The 18,563-nt window shown below is 68.3% G+C and carries 12 protein-coding genes and 2 tRNA genes; 12 read left to right on the top strand and 2 right to left on the bottom strand.

What is annotated here, in order from left to right:
• The first annotated feature begins 15 nt into the window (after window positions 1-15).
• Both nudC and ASC66_RS01595 read left to right on the top strand, forming a co-directional pair.
• Entirely contained in the window at window positions 16-942 is a 927-nt protein-coding gene (gene nudC / locus ASC66_RS17995) for an NAD(+) diphosphatase (RefSeq protein WP_353612507.1), read from the top strand.
• A complete protein-coding gene (locus ASC66_RS01595; protein ID WP_055833775.1) occupies window positions 939-2,678 on the top strand; it encodes an ATP-dependent helicase in 1,740 nt (579 codons plus the stop codon). Before nudC ends, ASC66_RS01595 begins: the two co-directional genes overlap by 4 nt.
• Before the next feature lie 1,037 nt (window positions 2,679-3,715).
• Here the strand turns inward: ASC66_RS01595 and ASC66_RS01590 are convergent.
• The gene (locus ASC66_RS01590) at window positions 3,716-5,047 is read right to left on the bottom strand and encodes a zinc-dependent metalloprotease (protein ID WP_055836119.1); all 1,332 of its coding nucleotides are present in this window, start codon (window positions 5,045-5,047) and stop codon (window positions 3,716-3,718) included.
• A gap of 198 nt (window positions 5,048-5,245) precedes the next feature.
• Between ASC66_RS01590 and ASC66_RS01585 the strand changes: the two genes are divergently transcribed.
• The 7 genes from ASC66_RS01585 (at window position 5,246) to ASC66_RS01555 (ending at window position 13,412) form a co-directional block, all read left to right on the top strand.
• Window positions 5,246-6,370, top strand: coding sequence for a YlbL family protein (locus ASC66_RS01585; RefSeq protein ID WP_055833772.1), 1,125 nt, complete (start codon window positions 5,246-5,248; stop codon window positions 6,368-6,370).
• Between the two features lie 62 nt (window positions 6,371-6,432).
• Entirely contained in the window at window positions 6,433-9,369 is a 2,937-nt protein-coding gene (locus ASC66_RS01580; RefSeq protein ID WP_200944673.1) for a UPF0182 family membrane protein, read from the top strand.
• Between the two features lie 201 nt (window positions 9,370-9,570).
• Window positions 9,571-9,644: transfer RNA gene (locus ASC66_RS01575), tRNA-Met, on the top strand.
• A 272-nt stretch (window positions 9,645-9,916) separates the two neighbouring features.
• The gene (locus ASC66_RS01570; protein WP_082491934.1) at window positions 9,917-11,170 is read left to right on the top strand and encodes an AI-2E family transporter; all 1,254 of its coding nucleotides are present in this window, start codon (window positions 9,917-9,919) and stop codon (window positions 11,168-11,170) included.
• 69 nt (window positions 11,171-11,239) lie between these two features.
• Window positions 11,240-11,313: transfer RNA gene (locus ASC66_RS01565), tRNA-Met, on the top strand.
• 108 nt (window positions 11,314-11,421) lie between these two features.
• Window positions 11,422-12,552: a hypothetical protein gene (locus tag ASC66_RS01560; protein WP_055833770.1), complete on the top strand. Its 1,131-nt coding sequence runs from the start codon at window positions 11,422-11,424 to the stop codon at window positions 12,550-12,552.
• A 35-nt stretch (window positions 12,553-12,587) separates the two neighbouring features.
• Window positions 12,588-13,412: a carbon-nitrogen hydrolase family protein gene (locus ASC66_RS01555; RefSeq protein WP_055833767.1), complete on the top strand. Its 825-nt coding sequence runs from the start codon at window positions 12,588-12,590 to the stop codon at window positions 13,410-13,412.
• Here ASC66_RS01555 and ASC66_RS01550 read toward each other — a convergent pair.
• Complete coding sequence (locus ASC66_RS01550; protein ID WP_055833764.1) at window positions 13,409-14,620, bottom strand: aminotransferase class I/II-fold pyridoxal phosphate-dependent enzyme; 1,212 nt, start codon at window positions 14,618-14,620, stop codon at window positions 13,409-13,411. The genes ASC66_RS01555 and ASC66_RS01550 overlap by 4 nt on opposite strands.
• Before the next feature lie 180 nt (window positions 14,621-14,800).
• Here ASC66_RS01550 and ASC66_RS01545 point away from each other — a divergent pair, with 180 nt between their 5' ends.
• From ASC66_RS01545 to ASC66_RS01535, 3 genes are all read left to right on the top strand, one after another.
• Window positions 14,801-16,561 carry a S1C family serine protease gene (locus ASC66_RS01545; RefSeq protein WP_082491933.1) on the top strand — a complete coding sequence of 587 codons (1,761 nt, stop codon included), beginning with the start codon at window positions 14,801-14,803 and terminating at the stop codon, window positions 16,559-16,561.
• A 119-nt stretch (window positions 16,562-16,680) separates the two neighbouring features.
• A complete protein-coding gene (locus ASC66_RS01540; protein WP_200944671.1) occupies window positions 16,681-17,736 on the top strand; it encodes a glycosyltransferase family 2 protein in 1,056 nt (351 codons plus the stop codon).
• A gap of 2 nt (window positions 17,737-17,738) precedes the next feature.
• On the top strand, window positions 17,739-18,551 hold the full coding sequence (locus ASC66_RS01535) for a CDP-alcohol phosphatidyltransferase family protein (RefSeq protein WP_055833761.1): 813 nt from the start codon (window positions 17,739-17,741) through the stop codon (window positions 18,549-18,551).
• Window positions 18,552-18,563 lie beyond the last annotated feature (12 nt).

Raw genomic sequence — 18,563 nt, 5'->3', positions numbered from 1 at the left:
CGGAAGGATCACGCCGTGTTGCTTGACGCACTGCCACTCGCCCGGCATGAGCTCGACCGTGATGCCGTGGCCCGCGGCGACACCGGGCTCATCACCCGGCTGCGGGCGGACCCCGCGACACGGGTGCTCGCTCTCAGCGCCGGCAGCGCCCTCCGCGCCCAGCAGTTCGAGGGCTCAGCACCGGCCCTGGAGTGGCTGCTCCCCGACGAGCTTCCGGATGCCGCGACCTGGCTCTACCTCGGCCGCGGCACCGCGGGCGATGCGGAGCAGCGCCCGCTGCTCGCCGCGCTGCTCAGCCGGGAACAGGCAGAGGCGCTGCAGCCGGAGCAGCTGCGCTGGGCGGGGCTGCGCGCACTCGCCCCCGTGCTCGGCGACTCAGACAACGCCCTGTTCACCGAGGCGCTCTCCGTGGCGAATTGGCACGACTCCCACGGCTTCTGCCCGCGCTGCGGTGCGGCGACGCTGGTCGAGCAGTCCGGCTGGGTGCGGCGCTGCCCCGTCGAGAACCTCCAGATATTCCCCCGCACCGACGCCGCGGTCATCGTGCGCATCACCGACGCCGACGACCGGCTGCTGCTCGGTTCCAACGCGCTGTGGGAGATCAACCGCTTTTCGCTGCTGGCGGGCTTCGTCGAACCGGGGGAGTCGCTCGAGGCGGCCGTGCTGCGCGAGGTGTTCGAGGAATCCGGGCTGCGCGTCGCGGATCCGCGATACCTCGGCTCCCAGCCGTGGCCGTTCCCCGCCTCGCTCATGGTGGGATTCTCGGCGACGCTCGCCGCCGGGCAGGCGCCGCAGGGAACGATCCCGGACGGCGAGGAGATCCTCGAGTTGCGCTGGTTCAGCCGCGAGGAGCTCCGCGCCGCCGGCGGCGACATCCTGCTGCCTGGCCCCATCTCGATCGCCGGGGCCATCATCAGCGACTGGCTCGGTGCCGACGCGTGATTCCCACAGCGGATGCCCTGCTCGCCGGCCTCGACGAGCAACAACGTGTCGCCGCCGAGGCGCTCGTCGGCCCCGTCTGCATGCTCGCCGGTGCCGGGACCGGCAAGACCAGGGCCATCACCCACCGCATCGCCTACGGCGTCGCCACCGGCGCGTACACGCCGAGCCGGGTGATGGCGCTCACCTTCACCACGCGCGCGGCGGCAGAGCTGCGCGGCCGGCTGCGTGAACTCGGCGCCTCCGGCGTCGCCGCCCGCACCTTCCACTCCGCCGCACTCTCGCAGCTGAACTTCTTCTGGCCGCAGGTGGTCGGTGGGGCGACGCCGAGCATCCTCGACGGCAAGGCCCGTCTGCTCGGCCACGTCGCGGAGCGGCTCAAGCTCAAGCTCGACACCGCGACGCTGCGTGATGTCGCCGGTGAGATCGAGTGGCGCAAGGTCTCCGGCCTCAGCTTCGACGCCTACGCGGCATCCCTCGCCACCCGGGGGCTGCCCGGCCGGCTCAACGCCGAGCAGGCCGTCGAACTGCAGCAGGGCTACGAGACGCTCAAGGATGAGCGCCGCCAGCTCGACTTCGAAGACGTGCTGCTGAGCATGGCCGGCATGATCGAGCAGGAGCCGTCGGTCGCGATGCAGGTGCACGAGCAGTACCGCTTCTTCGTCGTCGACGAGTTCCAGGACGTCTCGCCGCTGCAGCACCAGCTGCTGAACCTCTGGGTGGGGGAGCGGAACGAACTCTGCGTCGTCGGTGATGCCAGCCAGACGATCTACTCCTTCGCGGGAGCCCGCGCCGACTACCTGCTCGACTTCCCGAAGCGGCATCCGAACGCCACCGTCGTGCGCCTCGAACAGAACTACCGCTCGAGCCCGCCGATCATCGAGACCGCCAACCGGCTGATGCGCGGGCGGCCGGGCGCGCTCATGCTGCACGCGGCGCAGGGCGAGTCCACGGCGAAGACGCCGATCACCTTGAGCGCGCACCCGAGCGACATCGCGGAGGCCCGCGCCGTCGCGCAGAAGATCCTCGACCTCATCGCCGCCGGTCAGGCCCCGCAGGACATCGCCGTGCTCTACCGCATCAATGTGCAGGCCGCCGCGCTCGAGACGGCGCTCGGTGAGGCAGGGATCAGCTATCAGATTCGCGGGTCCAAGCGTTTCTTCGATCTGCCGGAGGTGAAGCAGGCCGTCATGTCGCTCCGCGCCGCCTCCGTGTCGATCTCGGGGGAGCCGCTGTTCAAGTCCGTGAGCGACGTGTTGCGCGGCCTCGGCTGGAGCCAGAGCGCGCCGGAGACGCGGGGTGCGGTGCGCGAGCGCTGGGAGTCGCTCAACGCGCTCATGGGCCTCGTCGACCTCGCGGCGCCGGGTACCACCTTCCGCGCCTTCACCGACGAGCTGATGGAACGCCAGGCCAGCCAGCACGAGCCGACGGTCGCGGCCGTCACCCTGGCCACGCTGCACTCGGCCAAGGGCCTCGAGTGGGAGAACGTCTTCGTCGTCGGCGTGAGCGAGGGCCTCGTGCCCATCAGCTATGCCCAGAGCCCGGAGCAGATCGACGAGGAGCGCCGGTTGCTCTACGTGGGCATCACCCGGGCAAAGCAACGACTCGCGCTGAGCTGGGGCGCGATGGGCGCCGGTCAGCGCGCACCGCGGGAGCGCTCGCGTTTTCTGGCCGAGATGGAGCGTCTTGCAACGCCCGACAGCCGCAATCCTGGTGCGGCGCGTGCCGATCGCAGCTGATCCAGGCGTCGACCCCGATGTGAACGGATGCCGTTGACCAGCGCTCGACGGCCGCACGTGTGCCGGCCAGCTGCGCGCTGACCAACTCGGCACAGAGGGTCGCCGCGAGCCGCGCCGTCTGCTCCGTCTCGCCCGGAGCCGTTCGGTCGACGAGCTGACTGGCCAGTGCCGGCCACGCCGGATCCCGATCGGTGTGTTCGAGGTCGATGCAGAACAGGCACGGCCCGACCCCCGGAAGCACGAGCGGGCCGATGCGCACCCCGCTGTCGCCGAAGACGATCGGCAGGTGCGGCACATCCGAGCGCAGCCAGTGCCCGTAGCGGCGCGGCGGCAGGGCGTAGTGCGCGATCAGGATCACGAGGGCGGGGTCGCCTTTCGCGGCATCCGGGCCGGAAGAGGTGGCGACTCCGGCGCGTTCCAGTTCCGCCAGCATGGCGTCGGCACACGGCCCGACCCCGTCGACGAGGACGTGTCCGCGCGTGCGCGTGGACACCGTCGTGCTTGGCAGCAGCACGGCATCGAGCGTGGCCAGCAGGGCGCGCACGTGCGCGGCATCGCCGCCGGCCTTCCGCGCCAGACTGAGCAGGCGCTCCCTCGGGGCGCCGCCGCGGAGCGCGGAGATCAGCAGCTCATCGAGCGAGCCGAGATCGTCGAGCACGAGCCGCGGGCGGTCGACCCCGAACTGCAGCGAGCTCGGAGTGCGCCACACCACCGGAACACGGGGGTCCAATCGCAGGGTCATGGCAGAAGACTCTCGCATTCCCGCTGGGAGCGTCGAAAGTTATCCACAGCCCAAGCTTGTGAGCCGACGCCCTTCGCTGATTGAGCCCACCCCCTGCCCGCTGATTGAGCTTGTCGAAATCAGGTTTCGACAAGCTCAACCAACGGGTGTGTCGAAATCAGGTTTCGACAAGCTCAACCAACGGACGTGACGAAATCAGGTTTCGACAAGCTCAACCAACGGGTGTGACGAAATCAGGTTTCGACAAGCTCAACCAACGGATGGACCGAAGCAACGGGTGGAACGAACCGGCGGTCTAGGCCGAGGGCTCGTTCGGATCCTGCGGGCGTTCCGGGCCGTCCCCGCGCAGCAGCGCCTCGAGAGCCTGGTCGACCTCGTCGGGTTCCGGTTCGACACCGGCGGCCTTCGCGACCACACGGGCGACGAGCGCCTGCGGGTCGTCGAGGTCGGCCGCCGTCGGCAGGATGTCGGGGTGGGCCCAGAGCGCATCGCGGGCGTCGTTGCCGACGGCATCCGTCACCGCCTGCCACATGGCCGCGGCGTCGCGCTGGCGCCGCGGGCGCAGCTCCAAGCCGACGAGTGTTGCGAAGGCCGACTCGGCCGGCCCGCCGGCCGCACGGCGTCTGCGCACCATCTCGGCGATCGACACGGAACCCGGCAGACGGTGGGTGGCCTCGCTCGTGACGACCGTGACCCAGCCCTCGATCAGTGCGAGCATCGTCTCCAGCTGCGCGAGGGCGGCCAGCTGTGCCTCGCTCTTGGGCGGGATCAGGGAGCCGTCGACCATGGCCTGGCGCAGTTCCTCGGGATTCGACGGGTCGAATCCGGATGCCAGCTCCTCGAGCTTGCTCGCGTCGACGCTGATTCCCTGTGCGAAGGAGGTGATCGCGCTGATCAGGTGCAGTCGCAGCCAGCGGGCGTGACGGAACAGTCGGGCGTGCGCGAGTTCGCGCACGGCCAGGTAGATCTGCACCTGGTCGACGGAGACGTCGAGGTCGTCGCCGAACTCCATCACGTTCTGCGGCAGCAGAGCCGCCTGCTGCTCGGCGAGCAGGGGGATGCCGATGTCTCCGCCGGAGATGACCTCCGTGGCGAGCTCGCCGACGACCTCACCGAGTTGCATGGCGAAGAGCGTGCCGCTCAGGGAGCGCATCATCGGCGTGGCCTGGGCCAGCATCGCGCGCATCTCCTCCGGCAGCTGATCGCCGAGCGCGGTGGTGAGGGTGTCCGCGATGCTCGTGGCGACCGGCTCGGCCAGCTGCGTCCACACGGGCATCGTCTGCATCACCCACTGTCTGCGGGTGATCAGCGTCGGGGGCACGGTGATCTCGCTGACCGCGATGACCTCGTCGAGCCACAGCGCCGCGATGTTGAACGCCTGGTCGAACTGCGCCCGCTGCTCCGGCGTCACCTGCTCCTGTGAGGCCGCGACCTTCTCCTCCGCGCGGCGCAGCGCGAGGTCCCAGTTGATTCCATCACCCGTGTTGCTCATCGCCCCCCGCAGCTGACTCATCAGTGCGGCGATGCTCGCCGGATCGTTCGGGAGCCCCGCTGCGCCTGCCAGCTGCGCAGGGTCGATCGAGGCGGCATCCCCGGAGAAATTGCCGGAGAGCAGGTCTCGCAGCATCTTCTGGAAGTCGTCGTCTGGCGTGTTGTCGTCGGGGTTCAGATTGTCACCGGGCTGGGCGTTGTCGGCCACTTCAGCCACCTCTCAGTCGCGTGCTTCTACGCTAGTGCGAGATCCTGCGGCTTCGATGGGAAATGCCCTAGGCTGAGGTGCTCTGCTGTCCGCCTGTCGCGAACAGCAGGGATGAAAGGGAAGCCCGTGGCACTGTTCAGCGAAGGCCAGACGGGCTCCGACGCCCCCCGCAGCCGCCGCGACCGGCGCGTGCGCACCGGCTGGATCTTCCTCGGCGTCGCGATCGTCATCGGCCTCCTCCTCGGCATGGCGCCGGCGCCATACGTGATCGAGCAGCCCGGCCCCGTGTTCAACACGCTGGGCACCGCGGAGCACGAGGGCGAAGAGCGCCCGCTCATCGAGATCCCGGACGAGACCACCTACCCGACCGAGGGCGAGCTGAACCTGCTCACGGTGTCGGTCGTGGGTAACCGCGAGACCCGGCCGGGCTGGTTCGAGGTGCTTTCCGCCTGGGCCAACCCGCAGAAGGCCGTGCTTCCCCTCGACGCGGTGTTCCCGCCGAACGTCTCGACCGAGGACCGCGAACAGGCCAATCAGGCAGCCATGGTCAACTCGCAACAGGATGCCATCGCCGCGGCCCTGGTGGAGCTCGACTACGACTTCCCGCGCCGCATCATCGTCAAGTCCCTCACCCCGGAGTCGGCATCGACAGGGCAGATCGAGGTCGACGACGAGATCCTCGCCGTGAACGGCACCGAGGTGCACGCGGTGTCCGATCTCCGCACGGCGATCGCCGAGAACGGCACGGAGGCCCCGGCATCCGTCACCGTCAGCAGGGACGGCGAGAGCTTCGAGGCGCAGATCGTCCCTGGCACCGTCGGCGACGTCGCGGTGCTCGGCGTCAATGTGGCCATGGAGTACGAGCTGCCCATCGACGTGCAGATTCAGCTCGACAACGTCGGCGGGCCGAGTGCCGGCATGATGTTCGCGCTCGGCATCATCGACAAGCTCACCCCCGGCGCCCTCACGGCGGGGGAGGACTGGGCGGGAACCGGAACGATCGACTCCGCCGGGAATGTCGGGCCGATCGGCGGGATCCAGCAGAAGATGTTCGGAGCACAGGGTGAGGGTGCCGAATGGTTCCTCGCACCGCAGGCGAATTGCGGTGAGGTCGTCGGGCACGTTCCGGATGGACTGAACGTATTCGCGGTGGAGACGCTCGACCAGGCGCTCACCGCGATCGAGACGGTCAGCTCGGGTGGGGACACCTCAGAGCTGCCCTCCTGCTCACTCTCAGCTTCGGCTCCCTAGGATAGATCCAGCACCCCGAGACTCTGTCATCGAAAACACACCCCACCGAGCATTGAGGCCCCGTGACATCCCCTGAAGCCGACGCACCCGCCCGCCCGAACCGAGCGCCGCTCGCCATCACCGTGGCCATCGTGGCCGGGCTCGTGATGGCATTCTTCGCATTCGCGGGTTTCTACGCCGATGTGCTCTGGTTCGACCAGCTCGGCTACCTCAACGTTCTGACGACGCAGTGGATCGCCAGCGCCGTGCTGTTCGTCATCGGATTCCTCGGCATGGCACTGCCCGTGTGGCTCAGCATTCAGATCGCCTACCGCTCGCGCCCGGTGTACGCGAAGCTCAATGCGCAGCTTGACCGCTATCAGCAGGTCATCGAGCCGCTGCGCCGGCTCGCGATGTACGGCATCCCGGCACTTCTCGGCCTGTTCGCCGGTGTCTCGGCCGCCTCGCGCTGGGAGACCACGCTCATGTGGCTCAACCGCACACCGAGCGGCACGACGGATCCGCAGTTCGGGCTCGACATCTCCTTCTACCTCTTCGACCTGCCGTTCCTGCACTCCGTGCTCGGTTTCGCGTCGGCCGTTCTGCTCATCGCGCTCATCCTCTCCGCCGCAACCGCCTACCTGTACGGCGCGATCCGCATCAGCGGTCGTGAGGTCATCATCTCCAAGGCCGCGCGCGTGCAGATCGCGATCATGGCCGCGCTCTACCTGCTGCTCCAGGCCGCCAGCCTCTGGCTCGACCAGTACACGACGCTGACCGATGACAACGGCCTGATCACCGGCGCCGGGTACACCGACGTCAATGCAACGATCCCCGGCCGAGCGATCCTCGCCGGCATCGCCGTCGTCGTCGCGCTGCTCTTCCTCATCACGGCCATCATGGGCCGCTGGCGCCTGCCGATCATCGGAACCGTGCTGCTCATCGTCACCAGCCTCCTCATCGGTTCGCTCTACCCGTGGGTCGTGCAGCGCTTCCAGGTCGTCCCGAGCGCGAAGACCCTCGAGGCCGAGTACATCCAACGCAACATCGACCTCACCCGAGAGGCCTACGGGCTCTCCGACGTCGAGGAGATCGCTTACAACGCGAAGACGGAGGCCGAGCCCGGCGCACTGCGCGCCGACGCGGAGACCGCCGCGAACATCCGTATCATCGACCCAGCGATCGTCAGCGACTCGCTCGAACAGCTCGAGCAGTTCCGTCAGTACTACCAATTCCCCGACCAGCTGGATGTCGACCGTTACACGATCGACGGCAAGTCTCAGGATGCCGTCGTCGCCGTGCGTGACCTGCGCCTCAGCGGCCTGAGCGACGCCCCCGACTGGGTGAACCGCACCATCGTCTACACCCACGGTTACGGCATGGTCGCCGCCTACGGCAACCAGCGCTCTGTCGACGGACAGCCGGTGTTCCTCGAGTCCGGCATCCCGAGCACCGGCTCGCTCGGCGAGTTCGAGCCGCGCGTCTACTTCGGTGAGGATTCGCCGGAGTACTCCATCGTCGGTGCGCCTGAGGGCGCCAAGCCGGTCGAGCTTGACTACCCGGCCGGCGGCGACGGGACCGAGCAGACCTACACGAGCTTCGCCGGCGACGGCGGGCCGAAGCTCGACAACCTCTTCAAGAAGTTGGTCTTCGCGCTCAAGTTCCAGAGCGAGCAGATCTTCCTCTCCGACTCGGTCACCGACTCCTCGCAGATCCTCTTCGACCGGAGCCCGCTCGACCGCGTGCAGAAGGTCGCGCCGTACCTGACGCTCGACTCCGACCCGTACCCCTCGGTGATCGACGGCAAGATCGTCTGGATCGTCGACGGTTACACCACGAGCGCCAACTACCCGTACTCGACGAAGCTCAGCATGAGCTCGGCGATCAACGACGCGCAGACCACGGCGGAGAGCTTCGCGCTCGACGACGTGAACTACGTCCGCAACTCGGTCAAGGCGACGGTTGACGCCTACGACGGCACCGTCACCCTCTACGCCTGGGACGACGAAGACCCGCTGCTCTCCACCTGGCAGAAGATCTTCCCGACCACGGTGAAGCCGATGAGCGACATCTCCGGCGACCTGATGAGCCACGTGCGCTACCCATCCGATCTGTTCAAGATGCAGCGCTCGATCATGGGTCAGTACCACGTGACGGATGCCGGATCGTTCTACTCCAGCGACGACGCCTGGACGACGCCGAAGGAGCCGACGCTTCCCAAGGAAGACAAGACGCTGCAGCCGCCGTACTACCTCACGATGCAGATGCCGGGTCAGACCGCACCCTCGTACTCGCTCTACTCGACCTTCATCCCTGATCAGAAGGGCGAGAGCACCCGCGACGTGCTCACCGGTTATCTCGCCGTCGACGCGGATGCCGGCAACAAGACCGGCGAGCGAGCCGACAGCTACGGCAAGCTCCGCCTGCTGACGCTGCCGAACGACCGCATCCCCGGACCCGGCCAGGTGCAGAACTCCTTCGACTCCGACCCGGCCGTCTCACAGGTGCTCAACCTGCTCAAGCAGGGCCAGTCGAAGGTGCGCAACGGAAACCTGCTGACGCTGCCCGTCGGTGGTGGTCTGTTGTACGTGCAGCCCGTCTACGTGCAGTCCACGGGTGGAACCAGCTTCCCGCTGTTGCAGAAGGTGCTCGTCGGCTTCGGCGACCAGATCGCCTTCGAAGACACCCTCGACGAGGCGCTGAACGTGCTCTTCGGCGGCGACTCCGGCGCCCAGGCCGGCGACGGCGGAACGCAGCCGCCCGGTGAGCCGGTGCCACCGACAGATGGTGAGACGACGCCGCCCACCGATGGTGAGACGACGCCGCCGACGGACGGCGAGACCACGCCGCCCACCGACAGCACGACCGACGCGCAGGCGAAGGCACTGCTCGAGATCGCCAACGAGGCGCTCAAGGAGAAGCAGGCGGCCATGGCCGACGGCGACTGGGCTGCCTACGGCGCGGCCGACAAGAAGCTCGCCGACACCCTGGCCCAGCTGATGTCCGTGCTCGGAGAGTAGTTCCCGTCCCCGCGAGAGCGGGATCGACACAGCCGGCCGGTGGATTCGTTCCACCGGCCGGCTGTGTTGTTGGCGGCTGCCCGGGTCCCGGCGGCTGCATGCGTTCCGGTGGCTGCTGCCGCGTGCGGCGCGCCCGGGACGGCGCCGACACGGCCCTCGATTCGACGGCCCAGCGCAGCTTTGGTAACGTATCTCTTGTAGCGCGGGGTGGAGCAGTTCGGTAGCTCGCTGGGCTCATAACCCAGAGGTCGCAGGTTCAAATCCTGTCCCCGCAACAGATGCGCTCAACGCAATAGAAAGTCCCGGTCTCGGAAGAGGCCGGGACTTTTTGCATGTGCGGATGCCCGTGGCCGCCAGGTGAGCCCCTGGGCCCGCCTTCTCAGCCCGCCCCGCCTGTCTCACCCCGCCTGCATCACGCAGATCACGTGATTCGGACTGCCGGGCTGATCGCTACCGTCGAGCGTGCACGGCAGTGCACGTGGTCGCGAGGGCCGGCGAATGGCAGTCCCCGCTCTGTCGTCGGCGTCAATCGAGTATCGGAGACATCATGAGGTGGACCAGGAAGCGCTCGGCGGAGGTTGCACCAGCCCGGGGGCCGGTCGCCGACACCGCGACACCGGACGCCGTCGTGGCGTCTCCGGATGGGCACCGCAACGCCTTCATCCTGATGGGCCTCGGTGGCGCGACACTCGCGGCGTTCGGTCTCGGGGCGATCGCCGGCATCTTCGCCCCGGTCTTCCTGGGGCTCGTGCTCACCATCTGCGTGCACCCACTGCGGATGTGGATGCAGGGGCACGGCGTACCGCGCGGCATCGCGACAGGCACGGTCATCCTCGCCGTCGTCGCCGTGCTGCTCGCTCTCGGCTACGCGATCCTCGTCGCCTTCGGCCAGTTCGGGGCGCTGCTGCACAACTACAGTGATCAGATCGTCGCGACCGCGAAGGACTTCGCGGCCTGGATGTCGTCGATCGGCATCAGCACCGGCGAGCTGGACGACATCCTGGCCGGCTTCGACCCCGCATCCCTTCTCGCGTTTGTCGGCGGTTTGATCGGGGGACTCACCGGCACGGTGACGCTCCTCGTCATCGTGTTCACGATGATCATGCTGATGGCGATGGATGCCGGCTTCGTGCCTGCTCTGCTGCGCCAGCTGTACCCGGTACGGCCGCTTGTCGTCGCGACCCTCGTCGGATACGGCGCCAACGTCCGGCGTTACATGGTGGCCACAACGGTGCTCGGCCTGGCGCAAGGAATCATTGACGCCATTGCGCTCATCATCATCGGGGTGCCCGGCGCGTTCATCTGGGGCCTGCTCGCGTTCGTGTGTTCCTTCATCCCGAACATCGGCTACTTCATCGCGATCATCCCTCCGATCATCTTCGGCGCGCTCGTCGGGGGCTGGCCGACCGTGATCGTCGTGATCGTGGTCTACGGCGTCATCAACGCCGTCGTGCAATCCATCGTCCAGCCGCGGGTGATCGGCAAGGCCGTTAGCCTCAGCCAGACGATCACCTTCTTCTCCGTGTTGTTCTGGGCCGTCGTCATCGGGCCCATCGGCGCCATTCTCGCGATCCCGCTGACGTTGCTCGTGCGCCTGATCCTCGTTGACTCGAACCCCGCGATGAGCTGGATCCGACCCATGATCGGCGAGCTCGACGAGACGAAGGTGATCATGGCCCAATTCGACGCCCAGGAGAAGGCCGAGCGGAAGAAGCGCAAGGCGGAGGCCGGGCACCGCGGCTCGGCGTCCGCTTCCGGTCACGCGACCGGCACCGGCGCGCCCCCGGGCCCCGCCGGGTGACGGCCGATGCGCCGACGTGCGCCGAGTGGTCTGTGTTCACCCAAACGTCAGGTAGTATTGATCTTGTAGCGCGGGGTGGAGCAGTTCGGTAGCTCGCTGGGCTCATAACCCAGAGGTCGCAGGTTCAAATCCTGTCCCCGCAACAGATGCGCTCGTCGCAACTGAAAGTCCCGGTCTCGAAAGAGGCCGGGACTTTTTCGTTCCCGGTGCCCCTGAGCGCTCCGCGCGTGGGGCTGCGCTAGCCTGACATCGTGAACGACACGGAACGCGCGCAGGACCCGGCATCCCGGCTCGCGCAGTTCCGCTCGGAGTGGCCGGCCACCGTGACGTGGCGGGAGGTGCGCGAGGAGGATCCACGCGTTTTCCGCTCCGCCGTGCAGGGCGCGCTCCTCCTGATGCCTGCTGTGCTCGTCACAGTCCTCGCCTCCAGCCTCACGATGGAGCTCCCCTTCGCGATCGTGCTGCCTGACTGGATCGACTGGATGGGCGGGCTCGCCATCGTCGCTGCGTTGTGGGTGGCGATCGGCTTGTGGATCTGGAGCCTCGTGCTGCTCTCCTTGCCCTTCGACACACGGCGGGGGATCGCCATCGCCCGGTTCGCCGCGGAACGCGGGCTGCTCTACTCTCGCAACGGATTCGCACCCGATCGGCTGGGGATCCTCTTCGCCGAGGGGCGGGGCCCGGCCGCTCCGCGCAGACCCGCACGGCTCGCGCATCGACCCGACCCGTCGCGAGCATCGCTCTTCCGCTCGACGTTCTCGCTCTGGCGAGGGGATCGTGGGCCGAATCCCTCCCTGCAGATCGCCGTCGCGGCCTACGCGGGTGGCAAGAGCGATCCGAAGGGGCCCCGCCACGCCTTCCGGTTCATGGAGATGCGACTCCCGCGCGCCCTGCCGCACCTCATGATCGATGCGCGCCGCAACGGATCGCTGCGCTCGCTCCTGCCCGGCACGCAGCGACTCTCGCTCGAGGGCGACTTCGACCGCTACTTCACCGTGTACGTTCCGCAGGGCTACGAGCGCGACGCGCTCCAACTCCTGACGCCCGATGTGATGGTCTGCCTGATCGACCACGGCAGACGCTGGGACATCGAGGTCATCGAAGATCGGCTCATCGTCGCGTCGAGCAGATTCCGCCGCCGCTCGGATCGTGCCGATGTCACGGCGTTGCTCCTCTTCTCGGAGCTGATCGGTGCGGAACTGGGTCATCAGGCCGCGCATTACACGGATCCGCGCGCCGAACGGCCGCGGACTCAGGTGGCAGAAGCCGGCCGCAGGCTTCGGCTCCGCTCGGCCGCGTGGACAACGGCGGGCTTCGCACTCGTCGCGGCCGCCATGCTCAGCTTTCCGCACGTGCTGGGGTGGATCCTCGACCTGAACTAGCGAGCACTGTCGACCGCGAGCAATAGGCTGGCCGCATGAGAGAGAATTCGGCGAAGCGGCAGGCGATCGGGGTCGCCGTGGCGCAGTTCGCCCCCGGTGCGGACACCACGGCCAACCTCGCCGAGATCGAGCGGATGACGCGGCTTGCCGCCCTGCGCGGCGCGGAGCTCATCGTCTTCCCCGAGTACTCCAGCTATTTCACACCGACCATGGGGCCGGACTGGCTCGCGGCCGCCGAAGCCATCGACGGACCATTCGTGCGGGCACTCGCCGCACTGGCGGACGACACCGACTGCCACATCGTGGCCGGACTCGTCGAGCAGAGCGGGGACTCCGCCCGTGTGCGCAACACGGTCGTCGCGCTCGCGCCGGGCGTCGGGCTCGTGGCGACGTACCGCAAGATGCATCTCTACGACGCATTCGGCATGACAGAGTCCGACTGGGTCGAGGCCGGGGCCATCGCAGAACCGGAGACGTTTGAGCTGGCCGGCATTCGCGTCGGCATGCAGACCTGCTATGACATCCGATTCCCCGAGGTGACCAGGCGCCTCGTCGATGCGGGCGCCGAACTCGTGCTGGTGCCGGCCGAATGGGTGCGCGGGCCGCTGAAGGAACACCACTGGCGCACGCTCTGCACGGCGCGCGCGCTCGAGAACACCGTCTACCTCGCGGCGGCCGACCACGCCCCGCCCGTCGGCGTCGGAACCAGCTTCGTGATCGACCCGATGGGCGTCGAGCTCGTGACGATCGGGGAGGAGAGCGGCGTCGCCGTGGCGTGGATCAGCCGAGACCGCCTGGAAGCGGTGCGCACGCTCAACCCCGCACTGGCACTGCGCCGTTTCCGGGTCACACCGCGCTAGCGGCCTGCTGAGCGAGCGCCGATCCCGGCGAGCTGGGTGGCCGCGCGCTCGAGCAGTTCGAACTTCTTGCAGTACGCGAAGCGCAGGAGCGAGGAGTACCCGGACCGCCGCTCCTCGTGCACGAAGGCCGTGATCGGCACGGCGACGACGCCGCCCAGCTCGGGCAGGCGACGGCAGAGCTCCGCGCCGTCGTCGAATCCGAGGGGGGCGGCATCCGCCACAACGAAGTAGCCACCCGAGGGTTGTGACACGGTGAAACCCGCCGCGACGAGCCCGGCCGAGAGCACATCGCGTTTTGCCGCGAGGGTGGCGGCGATTCCGGTGAAGAAGGCGTCCGGCAGGCCGAGGCCGACGGCGATCGCGGGCTGGAACGGTGCGCCATTGACGTAGGTCAGAAACTGTTTGACGGCCAGGATCGCCGTGATGTTGACCGCTGAGGCGCTCACCCAGCCGATCTTCCACCCCGTCGTGTTGAATGTCTTGCCGGCCGAACTGATGCTGATCGTGCGGTCCCGCGCCCCTGGCAGCGTCGCGATGGGCACGTGGGGCACCTCGAAGGTGAGGTGCTCGTAGACCTCATCGGTGACGATCAGCGCATCGTGCCGCTCGGCGAGCTCCAGGATGAGCTCGAGCGTCGCGCGGGGGAGCACGGCACCGGTGGGGTTGTGCGGGGTGTTGACGAGGATGACGCGGGTGCGATCGTTCACGGCGTCGCGCAGCCGGTCGAGGTCGGGCTGGAAGTCCGGTGCGAGCAGCGGCACCGTGACGTGCTTTCCCCCGGCGAGGGCGATCGTCGCCCCGTAGGAGTCGTAGAACGGCTCGAAGGTGACGACCTCGTCGCCCGCGCGCACGAAGGCGAGGATCACGGCGGCAATCGCCTCGGTCGCGCCGGCTGTGACGAGCAGCTCGCTCTGCGGGTCGAGCGGGATGCCGTAGAAGCGCTGTTGGTGCGCGGCAATCGCCTCGAGCAGCACGGGCATCCCGCGTCCTGGCGGGTACTGGTTCACGCCATCGCTGATCGCCCGGCGCGCGGCATCCAGCACCTCGGCTGGCCCGTCTTCGTCCGGGAACCCCTGCCCGAGGTTGATCGCGCCCGTGCGCTGGGCCAGCGCGCTCATCTCGGCGAAGATCGTCGCGGCAACGGTGCCATCGGCTGCGAGGAGGCCGGCGCCGGCCGCCGCGCGCTGCCAGGGAGCGGGAGTGATCATCGATTTCCTGTCTGCTTGTCAGTCTCATCAGAGTACGCTGGCCGAAGGCGTGAGCGAGTGAATCCCATGGCTCCGACGCGTTCGGAGAAGGCCCAACTGATCCCAAGGTAGCTCCCAGCTTTCCCATAAAGAACCCACAGCCGCCCGGTGGATGCTTGAGCTTGCTTGGAAGGAGCAACCATGACCGACAACATCAACAAGGACTCAGTACAGCCAGAGCCGGCACGCTCCGTGCCTGTCGACGCTGAGGCCGTAGTGACCCCCGAAGCCATCAGCCCCGAAGGCATCAGCGCCGAAACCGTCACCCCCTCCGCCCCCGTCGTTGAGACGGCAAGCGAGGCTCCCGCGACTGCCGCGGTCGAGACCCCGATTCCGGCCGCCGCGACGACCGCGCCGGCCGAAGCCACCGCACCGGCGCCCGCCGCCGCACCGGCGCCTGTCGCCCAGCCCGTCGCTCCCGCTGCGACCGCTCCGGTTCCTCCGCAGCAGCACTCGGCCGCCCCGTACGGCGCTGCGGCACCGAACGCGACCGTATACGCACCGAACACCCCGCCGCAGCCCTACGCGAGCCAGCAGGCTCCGACGGGCCAGCTGCCCTATGGACAGCACCCCACCCAGCAGTACGGCGCCCAGCACACCCAGCCGACGGTTCCGCTCCCCGGAGCTGCCTTCGGCGTCGGCGGCCCCGGCGGCCCCGCCGCACCCGGGCAGCAGCCCGCGGCATCCGCAGCGCCCAAGCGCAACGGTGTCGGCATGCTCGTCGCGGCTCTCGCAATCGGTGCGCTCGTCGGTGGCGGCTCGGCCGCCGGCGTGATGGCCATCGCGGATGCACAGAATCACGGCACCCCGTCGTCGTCCGTGTCGTCGCCGCAGAACGTCGTCGTCAACAACACCGACTCCGTCACCGAGATCACGGCCGTCGCCGCCAAGGCGACCCCGAGTGTCGTGACGATCGCCGTCGCCGGTGAGTCCGGTGCGGGAACGGGCTCCGGCGTCGTGCTCAGCGAGGACGGCTACGTGCTCACCAACACCCACGTCGTCACCCTCGACGGCGAAACCGGCCACCCGCAGATTCAGGTGACGATGAGCGATGGAACGCTGTACGCGGCGAGCATCGTCGGCACCGACCCCATCTCCGACCTCGCCGTGATCAAGCTTGAGAACGCCAGCGGCCTCACGGCACTGAAGTTCGCCGACTCGAGCAAGATCAACGTCGGCGACACGGCCATCGCCATCGGCGCTCCGCTCGGCCTCTCCGGAACCGTCACCAACGGCATCGTCAGCGCGCTGAACCGCAGCATCACCGTGGCCTCGTCTGCCGTTCCGGAGACCCCGGAGGGTGACAGCACGACCCCGGATGACGGCAGCGGCCAGGCCCCGTTCGACTTCTGGAACAACCTGCCGGGCCAGGAGCAGCAGGCCCCACCGGCCAACAGCGGCAGCATCTCGCTCGCCGTGGTGCAGACCGATGCCGCGATCAACCCCGGCAACTCCGGAGGCGCCCTGCTCAACTCGCAGGGCGAGCTGATCGGCATCAACGTGGCCATCGCCACGGCCGGCGACAGCAGTGCCTCAGGCAGCATCGGCGTCGGCTTCGCGATCCCGGCGAACCTCGCCGAGCGCGTGGCCAACGAGCTGATCGAGAACGGCACGGCCACGCACGGTCTGCTGGGCGCGACGGTCTCCCCGGCCGCGAGCGTCGAGGGCAGCACGACGGTCGGCGCGTACATCGCCGATGTCACGGCCGGCGGCCCCGCCGCGGCGGCCGGCCTGCAGAAGGGCGATGTCATCACCACCTTCAACGGTGTTCCGATCACCGACGCCAACGACCTCACCGCTCAGGTGCGCACCGTGGAGGGCGGCGGAGACGCTTCGCTCAGCTACGTGCGGGACGGCAAGAGCTACGACGTCGACGTCACCCTCGGAACGCTGGGCAGCTAGGCCCCGCCTGAACACCGCGGCTCCTTCCTGCGTCGCCGCCCCGCCATCCGGTGGGGCGGCGACGTTCGCGTTCGGGCTGCCTGATAAGCTCTCAAGTCCAGTTCGTTTGAGTGGAAGAGATGGTCGACACGGTGTCGAATGACGCAGTCGCTGCGCTTCCTGGTGTTTCGTATGTCATGCCGGTGCTCAATGAAGTGACCCATGTGAGGGCGGCTGTCGACAGCCTGCTCGACCAGGACTACGAGGGCCCGTTCGAGGTCGCACTGGCTCTCGGGCCGAGCATCGACGGCACGACGGAGCTGGTCGAAGACATGGCCAGGGTCGACCCGCGGATCCGCGTCATCCCGAACGAGATCGGGTCGACGCCGTCCGGACTGAACGTCGCCATCCGCGCCTCCGCGTACCCGATCATCATCCGCGTCGACGCACACTCCGTGCTGCCGCGTGACTACGCCCGCGTCGCCGTCGAGACTCTGCTGCGCACCGGAGCCGCCAATGTCGGCGGCATCATGGACGCCAAGGGGGACAGGCCGTTCCAACGCGCCGTCGCCCGTGCGTACGGTTCCCGCGTCGGCCTCGGCGGATCGTCGTTCCACGTCGGTGGCGAGGAGGGTCCGGCGGAAACCGTGTACCTCGGATGCTTCCGGCGTGAGGCCATCGAAGCTGTCGGCCTCTTCGACGAGGGCATCAAGCGCGGGCAGGACTGGGAACTCAACCGCCGCCTGCGCAAGGCCGGCGGCGTCGTCTGGTTCACGCCGAAGCTCACCGTCACCTACCGGCCGCGGCCGAGCGTCAAGCGCCTGGTCAAGCAGATGCTCTCGACCGGGCTGTGGCGCGGCGAGCTGGCCCGCCGCTTCCCGGAGAGCAACGGCATCCGGTACTTCATCCCACCGGCCATGGTGCTCGGCGTCGCCGTCGGCCTGCTCATGGGCATCGGTGGCCTCATCCAGAGTCTGCTCGGCGCGACGCCATGGCTCCTGGTCGGTCTGCTCGCGCCGGCCGTCTATGCCATCTTCGTCATCGTGGCGACGCTCGGCAGCCTGAGGGCGCTCGGATTACGCAGCGCGCTGTGGTTTCTCCTAGTGTTGCCGTGCATCCACTTTTCGTGGGGCATCGGATTCGTGCTGGGCTATCTCAAGCTCACGAGCAACATCACGGCACACAACGGAAGGTAACCATGGGGCAGGCAACACCCAGGCAGGAACGCCCCTCGTCGATCGCCGAGCTGCGTGCCGTCGCCCAGCCGCCGGAGGTGCGCTTACGGCGCAACGCCGAACACTGGACGGCCTCGCTCTACCTGCGTGACCTCTCGCCCTACCTCACCTGGATGCTGCTGAAGACGCGCATCTCGGCGAACGGCGTGACCGGGTTGATGATCCTTGTCGGCTGGTCGACCGCCGCGGCGCTGCTCATCCCCGGCATCTGGGGTGCGGCCCTCGCACTGCTGCTCGGCCAGCTGCAGATGCTCGTCGACTGCAGCGACGGTGAGGTGGCCCGCTGGCGGCGCACATCCTCGCCCGCCGGCGTGTTCCTGGACAAGGTCGGGCACTACTCGACCGAGGCGCTGATTCCGCTCGCGCTCGGCATCCGTGCCGCCGCCTACCCCTTCGAGACCCCAGCCGACTTCCTCTGGACGACCCTGGCCGGCCTGCTTGCCCTGTTCATCGTGCTCAACAAGGCGCTCAACGACATGGTGCACGTCGCCCGCGCCAATGCCGGTCTGCCGAAGCTCGCCGACACCCACGGCGAGTCGGCTCCGCGCGGCGGACTGATCGCCACGCTGCGCAAGATCGCTCGCTTCGTGCCGTTCCACCGGCTCTACCACTCGGTCGAATTGACCATGCTGATCTTCGCCGCAGCACTGATCGGGCTCTTCACCGGCCAGCCGGAGACGGACCGCGTCCTCCTCATCGTCCTCGTGCCGCTCTCGCTGCTCGCGCTCCTCGGGCACTTCCTCGCGATCATGGCCTCCAAACGTGTCCGCTCCTGACTCTCCGTCCAG

It is taken from the genome of Leifsonia sp. Root4 (assembly GCF_001425085.1).
GTDB lineage: Bacteria > Actinomycetota > Actinomycetes > Actinomycetales > Microbacteriaceae > Microterricola.
Note: the sequence above shows the minus strand (reverse complement) of the source record. Positions and strands in the feature narration are given on the sequence as shown.